16 protein-coding genes are annotated in these 17,455 nt (G+C 47.1%); 15 read left to right on the forward strand and 1 reads right to left on the reverse strand.

The genetic code is table 11. The features are described 5' to 3' along the window. Window positions 1-160: 160 nt before the first annotated feature. On the reverse strand, window positions 161-946 hold the full coding sequence (locus GY843_RS17445) for a sulfite exporter TauE/SafE family protein (protein WP_297311503.1): 786 nt from the start codon (window positions 944-946) through the stop codon (window positions 161-163). A gap of 308 nt (window positions 947-1,254) precedes the next feature. Between GY843_RS17445 and cysD the strand changes: the two genes are divergently transcribed. The 15 genes from cysD (at window position 1,255) to GY843_RS17520 (ending at window position 17,453) form a co-directional block, all read left to right on the forward strand. Continuing rightward, complete coding sequence (gene cysD, locus GY843_RS17450; RefSeq protein ID WP_297311506.1) at window positions 1,255-2,172, forward strand: sulfate adenylyltransferase subunit CysD; 918 nt, start codon at window positions 1,255-1,257, stop codon at window positions 2,170-2,172. A gap of 130 nt (window positions 2,173-2,302) precedes the next feature. After that, the gene (gene cysN / locus GY843_RS17455; RefSeq protein ID WP_297311508.1) at window positions 2,303-3,973 is read left to right on the forward strand and encodes a sulfate adenylyltransferase subunit CysN; all 1,671 of its coding nucleotides are present in this window, start codon (window positions 2,303-2,305) and stop codon (window positions 3,971-3,973) included. A 144-nt stretch (window positions 3,974-4,117) separates the two neighbouring features. Beyond that, a complete protein-coding gene (gene rsxA / locus GY843_RS17460) occupies window positions 4,118-4,699 on the forward strand; it encodes an electron transport complex subunit RsxA (RefSeq protein WP_297311510.1) in 582 nt (193 codons plus the stop codon). A gap of 10 nt (window positions 4,700-4,709) precedes the next feature. Then, a complete protein-coding gene (gene rsxB, locus GY843_RS17465; protein ID WP_297311512.1) occupies window positions 4,710-5,306 on the forward strand; it encodes an electron transport complex subunit RsxB in 597 nt (198 codons plus the stop codon). Then, window positions 5,306-8,491, forward strand: coding sequence for an electron transport complex subunit RsxC (gene rsxC / locus GY843_RS17470; RefSeq protein ID WP_297311514.1), 3,186 nt, complete (start codon window positions 5,306-5,308; stop codon window positions 8,489-8,491). The genes rsxB and rsxC overlap by 1 nt, the downstream gene beginning before the upstream one ends. Window positions 8,492-8,505: 14 nt before the next feature. Then, window positions 8,506-9,567: an electron transport complex subunit RsxD gene (gene rsxD, locus GY843_RS17475; RefSeq protein WP_297311515.1), complete on the forward strand. Its 1,062-nt coding sequence runs from the start codon at window positions 8,506-8,508 to the stop codon at window positions 9,565-9,567. Then, on the forward strand, window positions 9,567-10,211 hold the full coding sequence (rsxG, locus tag GY843_RS17480; RefSeq protein ID WP_297311516.1) for an electron transport complex subunit RsxG: 645 nt from the start codon (window positions 9,567-9,569) through the stop codon (window positions 10,209-10,211). The genes rsxD and rsxG overlap by 1 nt, the downstream gene beginning before the upstream one ends. Then, complete coding sequence (locus GY843_RS17485) at window positions 10,211-10,912, forward strand: electron transport complex subunit E (RefSeq protein ID WP_297311517.1); 702 nt, start codon at window positions 10,211-10,213, stop codon at window positions 10,910-10,912. The genes rsxG and GY843_RS17485 overlap by 1 nt, the downstream gene beginning before the upstream one ends. Before the next feature lie 128 nt (window positions 10,913-11,040). Further along, window positions 11,041-12,018 carry a response regulator gene (locus GY843_RS17490; protein ID WP_297311520.1) on the forward strand — a complete coding sequence of 326 codons (978 nt, stop codon included), beginning with the start codon at window positions 11,041-11,043 and terminating at the stop codon, window positions 12,016-12,018. After that, the gene (locus GY843_RS17495; RefSeq protein WP_297311521.1) at window positions 12,018-12,986 is read left to right on the forward strand and encodes a diguanylate cyclase; all 969 of its coding nucleotides are present in this window, start codon (window positions 12,018-12,020) and stop codon (window positions 12,984-12,986) included. Before GY843_RS17490 ends, GY843_RS17495 begins: the two co-directional genes overlap by 1 nt. A 35-nt stretch (window positions 12,987-13,021) precedes the next feature. Beyond that, complete coding sequence (nth, locus tag GY843_RS17500) at window positions 13,022-13,657, forward strand: endonuclease III (RefSeq protein ID WP_297311522.1); 636 nt, start codon at window positions 13,022-13,024, stop codon at window positions 13,655-13,657. 88 nt (window positions 13,658-13,745) lie between these two features. After that, entirely contained in the window at window positions 13,746-15,101 is a 1,356-nt protein-coding gene (locus GY843_RS17505; protein ID WP_297311523.1) for a cache domain-containing protein, read from the forward strand. Between the two features lie 22 nt (window positions 15,102-15,123). Further along, a complete protein-coding gene (locus tag GY843_RS17510) occupies window positions 15,124-15,777 on the forward strand; it encodes a response regulator transcription factor (RefSeq protein ID WP_297311526.1) in 654 nt (217 codons plus the stop codon). A gap of 154 nt (window positions 15,778-15,931) precedes the next feature. Beyond that, window positions 15,932-16,234, forward strand: coding sequence for a nickel-binding protein (locus tag GY843_RS17515; protein ID WP_297311527.1), 303 nt, complete (start codon window positions 15,932-15,934; stop codon window positions 16,232-16,234). 88 nt (window positions 16,235-16,322) lie between these two features. Beyond that, a complete protein-coding gene (locus GY843_RS17520; protein WP_297311529.1) occupies window positions 16,323-17,453 on the forward strand; it encodes a cytochrome c peroxidase in 1,131 nt (376 codons plus the stop codon). Window positions 17,454-17,455: the final 2 nt, after the last annotated feature.

Below are 17,455 nucleotides of genomic sequence, written 5' to 3' on the forward strand. Positions count from 1 at the left end.
CTCTCCCGCCAGGAATCGGCGAGTCTGATCTCGATATTGCTCAACGCGTTCGTCAACCAGTTTCTGATCGACTTCGTTATACTGATACATAACTAATATTCCCTTGTTGGGTTAGTGATAACCCAACACCTCACTGTTCGGGTTTTACAAATTTTGTGTTTTAACCTGCGATTACGAAACGCAGGCCGATGGCTAATAAAATTGATCCCATGATCGGCTGCATCACTTTTGGGGATAGGCGAGTACCAATATGGCTACCCATAAACACGCCCGGTAGTGAGCCAATCAAAAGGTAAATAAGCAGGGCCATATCCACACTTCCCATCTGGTAGTGGCCTGCACCTGCTACTGCTGTAAGTACAACAGCGTGAACCAGGTCGGTCCCTACAATGGTCTGCATTGTCATACGTGGATATAGCAAAATCAGTAGCGCTGTACCCAGTGCGCCAGCACCTACAGAAGACAGGGTAACAAGGCCGCCCAGAGCAAAGCCCATTGTTACAGTAACAACCGGACGCCATCTGCGAGCATGAGTAGCTGCTCTTGTGTGCTGCCATTTCATCGCTTGATCACGAATCTTGTTACGTAGGAAAACTGCGATGGAAGTCAGGACCAGGGAGATACCTAATGTCAGATTCATTAAGTGTTCTATCTGTTCTAGGCCGTCTAGGCCTTTCAGGTATCCAATAGTCAGTAAACTGCCCGGAATACTACCCGATAGCAGTAAAATAACGACTTTCCATTCAACCAGCTTCTTGCGAGCGTAGGATATTGTGCCGCCAAACTTCGTTACAGCAGCGTACAGCAGGTCGGTACTTACCGCTGTAATTGGCGGTATGCCGAACACAACAATCAGGATAGGGGTCATCAGCGCGCCGCCACCGATACCGGTGAGGCCAACGATGAAGCCAACTACTAATCCCGCAAAGCTATACGCCAATTCCATGAATAAACCTGCCCACAAATAAACTGGCGGCATAATAGATGAGGTTTCATATAACTCAAAATAATAATTGGGAATCTGTTTATTCGGTTTTTGAATAAGTATTGTTTTAAATAGCTTTATATAGGGTCTATATATAAGCAGGACTTCATATTTCTTTTTGTTATTAAAAGCTAAATATATATTCTTTTGTGTTTTATTGGCTTTGCTGCGATAATGCGCCGCAAAATTGGATAGAACTATCTTTCATTTGTGTCTGTGCAAGTGAAAGTCAGATCCAGAGAACTTTAAATTAAAAGAGTGTTTTTCTGATGAGTGCTTTACCTGAACATCGCTTAACGCATCTCAAGCAACTTGAAGCTGAGAGTATTCATATCATCCGTGAAGTAGCTGCTGAATTTGATAATCCAGTGATGCTTTACTCCATTGGTAAGGATTCTGCGGTAATGCTGCATCTTGCACGTAAAGCATTTGCGCCGGGTAAGCCTCCATTCCCGCTGATGCACGTTGATACAACGTGGAAATTCAAAGAGATGATCGAATTCCGCGACAAAATGGCGGAAGAGGCAGGTATGGATCTGATCGTTCATATCAACCAGGAAGGTGTTGATATGGGTGTTGGTCCATTTACCCATGGTTCCTCTAAGCATACAGACATCATGAAAACGCAGGCTCTGAAGCAGGCGTTGGATAAGTACCAGTTTGATGCTGCTTTTGGTGGCGCGCGTCGTGATGAAGAGAAATCCCGTGCTAAAGAACGTGTGTTCTCTTTCCGTGACCAGAACCACCGTTGGGACCCTAAGAGTCAGCGTCCAGAACTGTGGAACGTGTTCAATACCCGTGTGGATAAAGGCGAGAGCATTCGTGTATTCCCTCTATCTAACTGGACTGAGCTTGATATCTGGCAGTACATCTACTTGGAAAATATCTCCATTGTACCGCTTTACTATGCAGCAGAACGCCCTGTAGTTGAGCGTGATGGCATGATGATCATGGTTGATGATGAGCGTCTGCCACTGAATGAAGGCGAAGAGCCTGAGATGAAGAGTGTCCGTTTCCGTACTTTGGGCTGTTACCCACTGACTGGTGCAGTTGAGTCTGAAGCAGCAACACTACCTGAGATTATTCAGGAGATGTTGTTGACCACTACATCTGAACGCCAAGGCCGTGCCATCGACCACGATAGCGCCGGTTCTATGGAGAAGAAGAAGATGGAAGGTTACTTCTAAATCTTGATTTAGAAGTAACAGCGGCAAGCTACAAGCCGCAAGCGACAAGAGAAATACGAAACATATTTATAGCGATGAGCTGCTTGAAGCCTGGAGCTTACAGCTTACCGCTCTCCGAAGGAGAAAAAGCATGAGCCACCAAAGTGATCTGATCGCATCTGATATCGAAGAATATCTGCATCAGCATGAGAATAAAGAACTTCTGCGCTTCCTGACTTGCGGTAGCGTAGATGATGGTAAATCCACGCTGATCGGTCGTCTGCTGCACGACTCTAAAATGATCTACGAAGATCAGTTGGCCGCGATCCAGAAAGATAACGAGCGTGTAGGTAATGCTGGTGAAGAGTTGGATTTGGCGCTGCTGGTTGATGGTCTGGCTGCAGAGCGTGAGCAGGGTATCACTATCGATGTTGCTTACCGCTACTTCTCTACATCTAAGCGTAAGTTCATCATCGCTGATACTCCGGGCCATGAGCAGTACACACGTAACATGGCTACGGGTGCTTCCACCTGTGACCTAGCGATCATTCTGATCGATGCGCGTCACGGTGTTCAGGTTCAGACTAAGCGTCACAGCTTTATCGTTTCTCTGCTGGGTATCAAGCACACTATCGTTGCGATCAATAAGATGGATCTGGTGGACTTCAGCGAAGAACGTTTTGAAGAGATCAAAGCTGATTACATCGAATTCTCTAAACAGCTTGATCTGCCTGACATTCAGTTCGTACCTATCTCTGCACTGAAAGGTGACAACGTAGTATCTCTGTCTGAGTCCATGAACTGGTATCAGGGTGAGCCTCTGATGGAGACTCTGGAAACTGTTCAGGTCGCTAACGACCAGAACTTTGATGAACTGCGTTTCCCAGTTCAGTACGTAAACCGTCCAAACCTGGATTTCCGTGGTTACTGCGGTACGCTGACTTCCGGTATTGTTCGTCCGGGCGATGAAGTAACTGTTCTGCCTTCTGGTAAGTCCAGCAAGGTTAAGTCTATCGTTACTTACGAAGGTGAGATCGAAGAAGCGTTCCCACCAATGGCAGTGACGCTGACACTGGAAGATGAGATCGATATCTCCCGTGGTGACATTCTTGTTCACAGTGATGCCGTTCCAGAAACCAGCAACCGTTTTGATTCCATGGTTGTATGGATGTCTGAAGAGCCGTTGCAGAAAGGCCGTCAATACGAAGTTAAGTTGAACACTACCCGTATCGCGGGTGGTATCAGTAACATTCGTCATCGTGTTGATGTAAACACGCTGGAAGAATCTGCAGCTACATCATTGGAACTGAATGAGATCGCGCGTTGTGAAATCACTCTCGAGCGTCCAGTTGTAGCTGATGATTATCGTGCACACCACGGTACAGGTTCTTTCATCATCGTAGATCGTCTGACTAACGCAACTGTTGCTGCGGGCATGATTATCGAAGGTGGTGCTGAGCAGGGCGATTTAGAATCTAAGATTGTTAGTGAATCTGCTGTTTCTACATCTGATCGTACAATCCGCTTTGGCCAGCAGGCTGCTACAGCGACTATCACTGGTGGAAGTGTAGAACAGCGCCAGACACTGCTGTTTAGTCTTGAAGCTGTGTTGTTTGAGCAGGGCCGTGCCGTTGTTGCGCTGAATGCTGAACAGCTGCAGGCGGGTGCACAGAATGCGTCTGATCTACTGAGCAAAGCAGGCCTGATTGCACTGTTGGAAACTGACGATGCAGTGACTGATGCAGTTGAGCTGAATCTTGATCAGCTTCAGGGCGAGTCAGACGTAGAAAAACTGTCTGCTGCACTGGAACTGCTGAAGTAACCAGCCGTTTTGTAAGGAAAAACCGGGAGCTGGTTCTCCCGGTTTATTGTTTTAAATCAGAATATCGCTATACCGAAACGTTATCAGAAGCGGTAAACTTTAGATAATTCTAATCTAGTTGATTTAGATAGTCGTACGGATCTTATGACAGAATATCTTCTGATCGTTATCAGCACCGTGCTGGTAAACAACTTTGTACTGGTTCAGTTCCTGGGACTGTGTCCGTTTATGGGTGTTTCCAATAAGTTGGAAACGGCTATGGGCATGTCTTTGGCGACTACGTTCGTACTCACGTTGTCATCCGTGTGCAGCTATCTGGCTTACACCTACCTGCTGCAGCCTCTGGATTTGGCTTATCTGCAGACGATCACCTTTATTCTGGTAATCGCAGTGGTGGTGCAATTCACTGAGATGGTGGTACGTAAAACCAGTCCGCTTCTGTATAAAGTGCTGGGTATTTTCCTGCCACTGATTACCACAAACTGTGCGGTATTGGGTGTAGCCCTTCTGAATATTAAAAAGCTTAACGACTTTGTAGATTCCATTGTTTATGGCTTCGGCGCAGCGGTGGGCTTCTCTCTGGCGTTGATCCTCTTTTCTGCGATGCGCGAGCGTATTGCTGTAGCGGATGTTCCGGTTCCATTTCAGGGCGCTGCCATTGGTATGGTTACTGCGGGTCTGATGTCACTAGCCTTTATGGGCTTCACTGGTCTGGTACAGATCTAGGGAGCCAATAGTGGAAATCGTTTTAATCGCCATTCTTGCACTGTTAGGTTTAGCGCTGGCCTTTGGTCTTCTGCTGGGCTTTGCTTCTGTGCGCTTCCGTGTTGAAGGCAATCCACTGGTAGACCAGATTGATGGAATGCTGCCGCAGACTCAGTGTGGCCAGTGTGGTTATCCAGGCTGTCGCCCATACGCAGAGGCAATTGCAGAAGGCGATGCAATCAATAAATGTCCTCCAGGCGGTCAGAGCACAGTAGAAGCGTTAGCTGATCTGTTGGATGTTGAAGCCGTTCCACTGGAAGCAGGTGCTGAAGAGGAACCGGTCAAAACAGTTGCTTACATTCGCGAAGATGAGTGTATCGGTTGCACCAAGTGTATTCAGGCGTGCCCCGTTGATGCAATTCTGGGTGCTGCCAAGCAGATGCACACGGTTATCGAATCTGAATGTACCGGTTGTGACTTGTGCGTAGAGCCTTGCCCTGTTGATTGTATAGATATGTTACCTATTGAGACCACGCTGAATACCTGGAAATGGGATATGCCAAAGCCGGGCGTACAGCTGATTGCTACAGATCAGCGTGGTGAAGTTGCGGAAGGAGGTGCTGCCTGATGAGTACTAAGCATGCCTTCCACGGTGGAGTACATCCACCAGAGAATAAACGTCAGTCTACCGGTGGCCCAATTCAGATTGCCCCGGTTCCTGAGCGGTTGATCGTACCTTTGTCACAGCATATCGGTGCGCCATCAGAAGTGGTTGTTTCTGTAGGTGACCGAGTGCTCAAAGGGCAGGTGATCGCTGAAGCGGTAGGTCGCGTCAGCGTGAATGTCCATGCGCCAAGTTCCGGTGTGGTGGAGGCGATCGAAGCCCGTCCAGTACCACACATGTCTGGTATGACTGCCACCTGTGTTGTTATTAAAACCGATGGCCTTGATGAATGGTGTGACCACAAAGGTCTGGAAGACTACAAGGCGATTGGTATACAGGAACTGATCGACTTTATCCGCCACCACGGTATCAGTGGTATGGGCGGAGCAGGTTTTCCAACCGATGTGAAATTGCACCTGGGTGATGACCATATCGTCAACACACTGATCCTGAATGCGATGGAGTGTGAGCCTTATATCACTGCTGATGACATGCTGCTGCGTGAACATGCGGATCAGGTGGTAAGAGGTATTGAGGTTATTGCTCACCTGCTTAAACCGCACCACATCATGATCGGTACTGAGGACAACAAACCTCAGGCTATCCGAGCTCTGGAACAGGCTGTAGCCGAGTCCAAACTGGATATCGATATAGTTGTTGTACCAACTGTGTACCCATCTGGTGGTGAGAAACAGTTGATCAAATTGCTGACTGGAATTGAAGTTCCAAGCGGTAAGATCCCGGCGGATGTAGGTATTGTTTGTCAGAATGTAGGTACCGCTTCGGCTATCGGTGATGCAGTGTATAACGGTGTACCTCTGATCTCCCGTATTGTGACATTGACCGGTGATGCATTGGGTCATCCACACAATATGCGTGCGCTGATCGGTACTCCACTGGAAACATTGCTGGAAGCAGCAGAAGTTCGCCAACCGGACCTTTATCGTCTGGTGATTGGCGGACCTATGATGGGCTATACCGTGGATAGTCAGTCTATCCCGATGATCAAAACTACAAACTGCGTGATCGCCGCTACCTACGATGAGATGCCTCCGGCTCCGGCTGCGAATCCATGTATCCGTTGCGGTATGTGTGAGCAGGTTTGCCCTGCAGAGCTGTTGCCTCAGCAGTTGCACTGGTTTGCCAAAGGTAAAGAGTTCGAAAAAGCGAAGCACCACAATTTGTTTGATTGTATCGAGTGTGGAGCTTGTTCTTATGTCTGCCCAAGTAATATTCCTCTGGTGCAGTACTACCGTTTTGCTAAGGCTGAGATTCGTGCCGAGGAAGCTGAGCAGCGTAAAGCAGATCATGCTCGTCAGCGTTTTGAAGCGCGTCAGGCTCGTTTAGAACAAGAGAAGATCGAGAAAGAACTGCGCCGTAAGCAGCGAGCAGAAGAAGCAGCGAAAGCTCAGGCGGTTAAGAAAGATAAAGTAGCCGCAGGTGCTGCTTCAGCTGAAACAGCGAAACCAACGGGTGAGCCAGACCTTAAAGCGTTGAAAACTGCTGCTGCGGTTTCCCGTACCAAACTTAAGAAAGCACAGAAAGCCCTAGAAAATGCGGAATCTAAAGGGCAGGACGGTGTTGACCAGCTACGCCAGACGGTGACTGAGCTGGAAGCCAAAGCGCAAGCGGCTCAAGAAGCTTATGAGCAGGCACAGAATCCTGCAGCTACTCCAGCACCTGTCGTTGATATTAAACAGCTGAAAACCAATGCCGCAGTAGCACGTACCAAACTGAAGCAGGCTGAGAAGGCTCTGGTGAAAGCGGAAGAGTCTGGCGAAGGTGATATCGAAGCGCTGAAAGCCAAGGTTGCAGAGCAGAAAGCCAAAACAGAAGCCGCTCAAACTGCTTATGATCAAGCTGAATCTGGCGGTGGAGCTGCGACCGCCACAGCTCCTGCGGTTAATCTGGACGAACTGAAAGAAACTATGGATGCTGCGCTGGGCAAAGTAGAGAAAGCCCAGAAAGCGCTTGAAGCCGCTGAAGCTTCAGGCAGCCCTGCTGTTGAGAAGATGAAGGCTGGCGTTGAGAAGCTTCAGGGGAAATACGAAGAAGCTAAAGCTGAGTATGAAAAAGCCGCGCAGTCAACTCCATCATCAGCACCAGCGGTTAATGCCGCTCAGCTTGAAGAGCTGAAAGCTGATATGGAAGCGATGCAGGGCAAGGTAGAAAAAGCACAGAAAGCTTTGGATGCCGCTATTGCTTCAGATAGCCCAGCCGTTGAGAAGATGAAGGCGGGTGTTGAAAAACTGCAGGGCAAATATGACGAGCTCAAAGCAGAATACGAAAAGGCTTCGGGTTCTGCCACTGCTGCTCCAATAAATACCGCTCAGCTTGAAGAACTGAAAGCTGATATGGAAGCGATGCAGGGCAAGGTAGAAAAAGCGCAGAAAGCTTTGGATGCTGCCATCGCATCAGGTAGTCCTGCAGCCGAGAAGATGAAAGCGGGTGTTGAAAAACTGCAGGGCAAATATGATGAGCTCAAAGCAGAATACGAAAAGGCTTCTGGTTTTGCCACTGCTGCTCCAGTAAATACCGCTCAGCTTGAAGAGCTGAAAGCTGATATGGAAGCGATGCAGGGCAAGGTAGAAAAAGCGCAGAAAGCTTTGGATGCTGCAATCGCATCAGGTAGTCCTGCAGCCGAGAAGATGAAAGCCGGTGTTGAAAAGCTTCAGGGCAAGTATGAAGAGTTGAAGCAGGAATATCTTCAGGCGGGTGGCCAGGTTGAAGAAGCAGCTAAGCCGGAGCCTGTACCTGAGGCAATAGACCCGAAAGCCCTGAAACAGAACGTCTCAATCATGCGCACCAAACTGAAGAAAGCGCAGAATGCGCTGGATGATGCAGGTGGTGAGGATGCTGAATTGGCAGCGGAAGTAGAGCGCCTGAGCAAGTTGCATGATGAAGCTAAAGCCGCCTTTGACGCTTATGAAAGCGAGCAGATTGAAAAAGCAGCAGCAGAAGGCATCGATCTGAAACAGCTGAAAATTGATGCCGCGATGGCACGTGCCGCAGTGACTAAAGCCGAGCGTGCACTTTCTAAAGCTCGTGATGAAAACCAGGATGATCTGCCTTCCATTGAGCAGCAGCTAGTCGTTGCTCAGCAGGAATCTGATCAACTAAACCAGACTTTAAGTCGTTTTACCGATTAAGGACGTTTAAACCGATGGCACTGATACGTACCAGCTCACCTCATCTGCATAAAGCCAGCAGTACCGCTGACGTCATGCGTCTGGTGATTCTGGCCACAATGCCGGGTCTGGCGGCGATGACCTTCTTTTTCGGTTGGGGAACATTGATCAATGTGATCTGGGCGTGTTTGTTGGCTGTAGGATTTGAAGCGGCAATTATTAAACTGCGTAAACGCCCACTAGGTTTCTATCTGAAAGATTACAGTGCGGTGGTTACTGCGTTGCTGCTGGGATTGGCGCTGCCTCCGTTTGCTCCGTGGTGGATAACGCTGGTCGGCGTGTTCGTGGCGATTGTTATTGCCAAACACCTCTACGGTGGATTAGGTCAGAACCCCTTTAACCCAGCGATGGTTGCCTACGCTTTACTGCTGGTTTCTTTCCCGGTACAGATGACCAGTTGGACCGCGCCTTTTGTTCTGATCGATGGTGGTGAAAGCTGGAATATTCTGGGTTTTGCTGACACCTTGGCGATTATTTTCGGTTCTGCAGATCCAATCTGGGTAGATAACTACACTAGTGCAACCCCGCTGGATGCTATGCGTCACCGAGGCGGTTTGACTACTGAAGAGGTCTGGAACAGCGTACCAGTGTTGGCCGACGGTATCGGTGCCTGGCATGCAGTGAGTGCGGCTTATCTGATGGGTGGGATTTTCCTGATCTACCGTAAGGTGTTCACTATCCACACTCCAGCTGCGATTCTGGGCTCCTTGGCTGTAATCTCCAGCCTATTCTACATTATCGACCCATATGCTTATGCTGATCCGTTCTTCCATCTGACAGCAGGCGCAACCATGCTTGGTGCGTTCTTCATCGCGACTGATCCGGTAACATCAGCGACCAGTAATAAAGGCAAAATTGTATTTGGCATCGGTATCGGCGTACTGATCTATGCGATTCGTGGCTGGGGTGGTTATCCAGACGCAGTTGCTTTTGCCATCCTGCTTATGAATCTGTCCGCACCGTTTATTGATCAGTACACGCAACCTCGTAGTTACGGTCATGCGAAAGCTAAGCGTGGCATGAAGGGAGGTGCTTAATGAAGCTATTTAGTGAAATGCGCACCAGTACCCAGGCTATCAGCCTGTTTGCAGTGGTGTGTGCTGCAGTGATTGCGATCACTCAGGTATCCACAGAAGAGAAAATTGCCGATAACGAAAGAGAGTTCCGTGCAAAAGCACTGTATGAAATTGTGCCGCGCGAACAGATTGACAATCAGCTGTTGGAAGATACATTCGAGATTCAGCTGTTCGAGTTAGGTCATCAAGCTCCTGTGACTGCTTACCGCGCGCGTAAAGATGGTGTGGTAAAAACAGTTATTATTCCTGTCACTGCACCCGATGGTTACAGCGGTAACATCCATATGATTGTCGGTATCAATGCTGATGCTTCTGTCGCAGGTGTTCGTGTACTTGCACATAAGGAAACACCGGGCCTGGGTGATAAAGTTGAGACGAAAAAATCTGACTGGATTCTAAGCTTCAATGGGAAGTCTAAGGTTGATGGCCAGTACTGGGGCGTGCAGAAAGATGGTGGTCGGTTTGATCAGTTCACCGGCGCAACAATTACTCCAAGAGCTGTAGTCAATGCAGTAGGGCGTGCGCTGGATTATTTCACTGCGAACCGTATTGCTCTGCTGGAGGTTAAACCGGTCGAGAATCCAAATCAGGAGGTAACCAACTAATGTCTGCTGATTACAAAAAGATCACGATGGATGGCCTGTGGGGTAATAACCCTGCTTTGGTTCAGCTGCTAGGTCTCTGTCCACTACTGGCGGTTACTGGCACGGTTGTTAATGCTATCGGTCTGGGTATAGCAAGTACATTGGTTCTGTTGGGTTCCAATTTGACAGTATCTGCATTTCGTAAGTTTGTACCAGACTCGGTTCGTCTGCCGATCTTCGTAATGATCATCGCTTCGTTTGTAACGGCGATTGAACTGTTAATGAAGGCATTTACCTACGAGTTGTATCTGATCCTGGGTATTTTTATCCCTCTGATCGTAACCAACTGTGCAATTATGGGCCGTGCTGATGCTTTCGCCTGTAAGAACCCGGTTAAAGAATCACTACTTGATGGCTTAATGATGGGCTTAGGCTTTACTGCGGTTCTGGTTGTACTGGGCGCAATGCGTGAAGCACTGGGCCTGGGAACGCTGTTCAGTGATATGCATCTGTTATTTGGCCCAATAGCAGAAGGTTGGAAGATCACTCTGGTCGAAGACTACACAGGTTTCCTGTTTGCGGTTCTGCCTCCAGGTGCATTTGTCGGCATGGGGCTGCTGATTGCATTGAAGAATGTAATCGATTCCCGCATAGAAGCCCGTAAAGTGGAAGTTGCTCCTGATCCAGATGATCGCCCACAGCGTGTTCGTGTGACCGGCTGAAGATCAACTGATCTAACTCACAATTTTTCCCTTCTTCACCGCTGGTAGAATTGTTTTCTACCAGCGTATCTATTAGGCTCAGTCGTTTGATTTTTAAGCGATAAATTCTTTCTGTAAGGAAATAGTCCTTGAGCCAGCCAGTACCCGTAGTAATTTGTGACGATTCCCGCATGGCGCGTAAGCAGATGGCTGCAGCGTTGCGTGGCTGGAATGTGGAAGTAACTTTTGCTGAGCATGGTCTTGAAGGACTGGAAGCTGTTAGAGCCGGTAAAGGCGATATCCTGTTTCTTGATCTGACTATGCCGATTATGGATGGTTATCAGGCGCTTGAGCGTATCCGACGGGATGATCTACCGACCATGGTGATTGTTGTTTCCGGTGACATTCAGCCTGAAGCGCGAACTAGAGTCCTAGAGCTGGGAGCGCTGGATTTTATCCAGAAACCCACATCACCGGAAGTGATTGCTGAATCTTTGAATCGCTTTGGTTTGTTAAGCGAGCTGGAACATCCTGAGTCTCAGGCACCTAGTGAAAATGAGGTGCTGGAACTGCCTGATTATTATCAGGAAATCTCCAATGTAGCGATGGGGCAGGCGGGTGATATGTTAGCCCGGCTGCTCAATACATTTGTCCATCTATCTATACCTTCAGTTAATGTTGTAGCGCCATCTGAGTTAGAAAGAATTCTTCTGGCTGCGAGCGATCGTGACTTTGATATGATCAGTCAGGGTTTTGTCGGACCAGGTGTAGCTGGCGAAGCCTTACTCGTTTTCCGACATAGTAATCTGGATCAGATTGCACAGTTGATGGGGCATCATGAAGAAACTGAACATCAGGAAGCGGAGCTATTGATGTCTCTGTCGAATGCGATGATTGGTGCATTTATTCAGGGTTTCTCCAAGCAGACTGATATGGAATTCAGCTGTGCTACTCCGCAAATCATTCGTAATTTTAAAGGTCTGCCGGAACTGAATAAAAATTGGGACAAAACGCTGATGATCACTATTGGTTATCAGTTAAAAGAGCAAAATATCCACTGTGATCTGATGATGGTTTTCACTGAAGACTCGCTGCCTAAACTGAAAAAACTGACGAGCTATTTTTAATGAACGGACAGACATTCGACGAGATCAACGAGCTTCACTGGAACCTCGGCCTGCTACAGAATCTGGATGTAGGTTTGGTGGTGGTTGATCGTGATAGTTACATCTGTCTGTGGAATGGTTTTATGGAGAACCATTCGGGAACAATGGCGAGTAAAGCCAGTAATCAAAACCTCTTTGAACTGTTTCCTGAATTACCTGAACGTTGGTTGAGTAAGAAACTGCAGTCAGTTTTTCTGCTGAATAATCCTGCATATATATCCTGGGAGCAGCGTTCCTACTTGTTCCCATTTAAAAGTCACCGTCCGATTACCGGCGGCGCTCCATTGATGTACCAGAACGTAACTTTGATTCCACTGCCTTCACCCACCGGTCAGGTGGATCATGTGGGGATTTTGATCTACGACGTAACTGATACGGCGGTCAGTCAGCAGGAACTGCAAGCTGCTAACTCGCAATTACAGTCATTGAGTCGGGTTGATGGCCTCACTGGCTTGTATAATCGTGCGTATTGGCAAGAGTGTCTGGAGCGCGAGTTTGAGCGTTTTGCCCGGAGCCAACAGGTTAGTTCGCTAGTGATGTTCGACATCGATTTCTTTAAGAAAGTGAATGATACTTACGGTCATCAGGCGGGTGATATGGTGATTCGTGCCGTAGCTCAAACTCTGCAGGAGCATGCCCGTAAAACAGATGTTGTCGGTCGTTATGGTGGTGAAGAGTATGGTGCTCTTCTTGTGGGAACCAGCGGCGAAAATGCTTTGATTTTTGCTGAGCGACTTCGTGCTGCGATCGAGGGCTTACTCGTTGAATACGGTGAACATAAGATACGTTTCACCATTAGTTTAGGTATTTCTGAGATAAATATTGAGCAGGAAAATGCGTTAAACTGGTTAGAAGAAGCAGACCAGGCTTTATATAAATCGAAACAGAGCGGCCGTAACTGGGTCACTCTGTTTGGTGATCATGATTAACATAAAGCTTTACCTTTCTACTGTTACAAACACTAATGAATAAACTAAAACGCCATGAAATCTTCTCCCGCTGGCGTGAAGATAACCCAAACCCCACTACTGAACTGGAATACAGTAATCCATTTGAATTGCTGATTGCGGTGATTCTTTCTGCTCAGGCGACGGATGTTGGGGTAAATAAAGCGACTCGAAAACTTTATCCGGTTGCTAATACCCCTGAAGCTATCTATGAGCTGGGTGTTGATGGTCTTAAGGAATATATTAAAACCATCGGCCTCTATAACGCCAAAGCGGAAAATGTAATCAAAACCTGCAAGGCCTTAGTAGAACAGCATGGCTCAGTAGTACCTGATACCCGTGAAGCTTTGGAAGCACTGCCGGGTGTCGGGCGTAAGACTGCTAATGTGGTTCTGAACACAGCATTTGGACAGCCAACAATGGCAGTGGATACCCATATCTTCCGTGTCTCCAACCGAACGAAAATTGCGCCGGGGAAAAACGTTAATGAGGTGGAGCAAAAGCTGCTGCGCTTTATTCCTAAAGAGTTCTTACTGGATGCCCACCATTGGTTGATCCTGCATGGGCGCTATACCTGCGTTGCGCGTAAGCCTAAATGTGGCTCCTGTATGATCGAAGATCTCTGTGAGTTTAAAGAGAAAACTGAGTTTTAGGTGGCTTAGTTTTTCTCTTCAGAAGTTATCTTATTCAGACTGCTTTATACTGGTTCAATAATAACAACTCAGATCCGGCCAGCAGGATATGAAACGCGTTACCGCTTCCTTAAAAACTAAAGTTCTTCTGCTATCTATTGTCCCTCTTATACTGGTGACAGTGGCTATCACTATGATCAGTCTGACTCAGGCAAGAATTCTGTCTGAGCAGGAGATCAATACTTTCGAAGAAAACCTGCTTCGTTCCAAACGCCAGGAACTAGAGCATTATGTAGAGATGGCGATGAATGCTATCGAACATATTGTAAGGCGTTCAGAACCGGGCGATGAAGCTGCTGAGCGGGAAGTAAAACGAATCCTTAACGATCTCACCTATGGTGATGATGGTTACTTCTTTGTTTATGATCCGGATGGGGTCAACCTTGTCCACCCTATACAGCCTGAACTGGTCGGTGAGGATCTGATTGGATTGCAGGATGCTAACGGCAAGTATGTGATTCGGGATTTGATCGATATCGCAGAAAAAGGGGGAGGCTTTTACCGTTATGTCTGGCGCAAACCTTCTAAAGGTGATCTGGAAGATAAACTCAGCTTTGTTGTACAGATTCCTAAGTTCAATTGGATGATGGGTACAGGTCTCTATATCGATGATATAGCGAAAGAGGTTGCAGCAATCCGGCTCAAAGTTACCCGTAATATTCGTAACACTTTCTTTACCGTTGTGGTTATTCTGGCGGGTACCGTCATCATCATTGCCCTGGTCGGTGTTGCAATTAATATGCATGCTTCCCAATTGGCAGATGAACGTTTGCGTGAGCTGGCTCACCGCCACGTTCAGTTCCAAGTTGGACAGCGACGTAACTTTGCCCGTGAGTTACACGATGGGATCAATCAGTTGATGGTCTCAGTTAAGTTCCGTTTGGAGCTGGCTAGAGATAAACTACGTAAGCAGGATGATTCCGCTGTGAATGACCTGGAAAAGGGTTGTGATGTCTTGAATATGGCGATTCAGGAAGTACGTAGGGTTTCTCACGATTTAAGGCCGATTCAGTTGGATGATCTTGGCTTGGAATCAGCCCTATACAGCATGACCAGTGATTTCTCGGAACGGACTGGAATTGATGCCAATGTTCGTATCGAATTACCGGAACAACGCTTGCCGGATGATATCGAGATCACCCTGTATCGTATTACTCAGGAAGCGCTGACTAATATAGAAAAACACGCCGAAGCGGATAATGTAGGGCTGCGTATATGGTCACGGGAGCGTTTTATCTGGGTAGAAATATCCGATGATGGCAAAGGCTTTGTACCGGATAAACAGGAATCTGGCATCGGTCTCCTGAACATGCGAGAGCGTACTGAACTGATCAGTGGTCGATTCAGTATGCGTAGTAAACCTGGGGCAGGAACCCGCATCCGTGCTGGGTTTGCAATAGTGTAAAAAGATAAGTAGAAACAGCACTATGAGTGATAACAAAATCAGAGTTTTATTAGTCGATGATCATCCACTTGTACTGGACGGGATCAGTGCTCGTCTGGAGGGTGAAGAATCTCTTGAAGTCGTAGGCATGGCTAATGATGGAAAGCAGGCACTGGAAAAGGCTCAGGAGTTAAAACCTGACGTGGTGTTGATGGACATTTCCATGCCAGTGATGAACGGCTTTGAAGCTGCAGAGCGTTTTCGCGAAGAGCAGCCAGAAGTGAAGGTTCTGATTCTCAGTATGCATGATGATCGGGAATATATCGTTAAACTGATCAAATGCGGTGCTGCGGGTTATGTACTTAAAGATGTTTCTTCTAGTGAACTGATCTCGGCTATCGAAACTGTGAATCGAGGCGGTACTTATTTCAGCTCAGGTGCATCCCAATCCCTGTTCAGTGAATTTGACCAGCAACAAGCGGTTAAAGAGGAACCACTGCGTGAAGCATTGACCGGACGTGAAAAAGACGTGCTGAAATTGTTGGCGGAAGGCAATAGCAATAAGGAAGTTGCACGCGTACTCAATATCTCCGTGCGAACGGTAGAAACTCATCGTCAGAATATTAAAAGTAAGTTAGATATCCATACTGCAGCAGGTCTCGCACGCTACGCGATAGAAAATCAGATCGTAGATTAATCAATATCTACCATTAATACTGCTATTCATCTCCTTTATATCGATCTGAAGCCTGTCATATCAGGCTGAATGCATCGGTTTTGTATCTTTTGTTACAGATAGCTCCTAAACGTGAATGTAATCTGACATCTCAAATGAATGTGAGGTCGAACAGATGCAAAAAATGAAGCTTTATTTAGATACACATAATGTTGAAAACAATACCTTCCCAGAAGACATTTCTCTGGATGAGTTTTCAGGTTTTTATGAGCAATACAAAGACGCTTGTAATGAAGAGGGGGTAGTCCCTCTGAATATATTTACTGGTGTAGAGGCAGGGCGTGCATTTTGCCTAACTCTGGCTGAGAGCTCAGATGCAGTGGAAAGGGCGCATAACCGCGTAAGTCTGCCTTTTGATAGCATCACTGAAGTTAAAAGTGTGACGCCCGGTGACCTGTTTTTCTCAGCTACAGCCTGATAAGGGAGCTTGAGAAATGGAAAGCCTTCAGGAACATAAGAACGCAGATGCGGTGTTACAAAAAAAGAATTAACTAAAATGGCTGGTGATGGCGTTTCTCATCCTAGTGGTTCTTTTTGTAGTCATAAAACTCAGTGTTTATGTGTTATTGCAGAGTGCTCCTGAAGGTTTCTTTAGAGCTGAACACATAGGTAGTCGTGACAGAGAAACTCCCGATCAGGTTCTTAGTCCCCAGATTAATGCTTCTGATGATTATCTATGGGAAGCTCTACCAGCAGTAGCCCCCAGTCCTGTGGGTAATCCAATTACACGAGAAAAAATACAGCTTGGTAAGGCTTTGTTTTTTGATAAAAACCTTTCCGCTGATAGATCACTTTCCTGTGCGTCATGTCATGAATTAGAAAAATACGCTGGTGGTGATGGTGCTGAGGTATCGACAGGTATTTGGGGAAAGAAAGGGGATCGCAACGCTCCCACGGTGTGGAATAGCGCTTTTCAAAAGCGGCTGTTTTGGGATGGCCGAGCGAGAAGCCTGGAGCAACAAGCAATACAGCCCTTACTGAATCCAATTGAAATGGGAATGAAATCGGAAATTGAGATAGAAAAACGTGTGCAGGAGCAGCCTCACTATCCTGATCTCTTTAGTAGAGCTTTTGAGGGTGATACAGAGATCAGCATTGATAAAATTGTTAAAGCAATTGCCAGTTATGAGCGTACATTGATTACCAATGATTCTCCGTATGATGAGTTTGTAAGGGGGGATGTATCTGCTCTGACATCTCAACAGCTAAGTGGTATGGCTTTGTTTGAAAAAGTTGGCTGTGTGCATTGCCATTTCGGCCCAAACTTTAGTGCAGCGAGTGTGTTTAGTGATGGTCTTGAGTTACGCGCATTCCCCGCTAACCCTGATCAGTTAGGGGCTGAATATAATTTTGGCAATGATGGAGAAAAAAACACAGTTTGGCGCGTGCCATCATTACGCAATGTGGCGTTAACAGGCCCGTGGTTGCACAATGGTCAAGTGGATGACCTCAAGGAAGTGGTAAGGATTATGGCCAAAGCTCAACTGGGAAAATCCAAAACCCGCGAGTTTCAGTGGGTAGAACATAGGTTAGGAGTGATTGAAAATCCAGATCTGACCGAACAACAGGTTGAAGATATCGTAGCCTTCTTGCATGCTCTAAGCAGCAGAAGGTTAGTTCAGGCGGCTATAGAGTAAGG

This window comes from Neptuniibacter sp. (genome assembly GCF_024231755.1).
GTDB lineage: Bacteria > Pseudomonadota > Gammaproteobacteria > Pseudomonadales > Balneatricaceae > Neptuniibacter.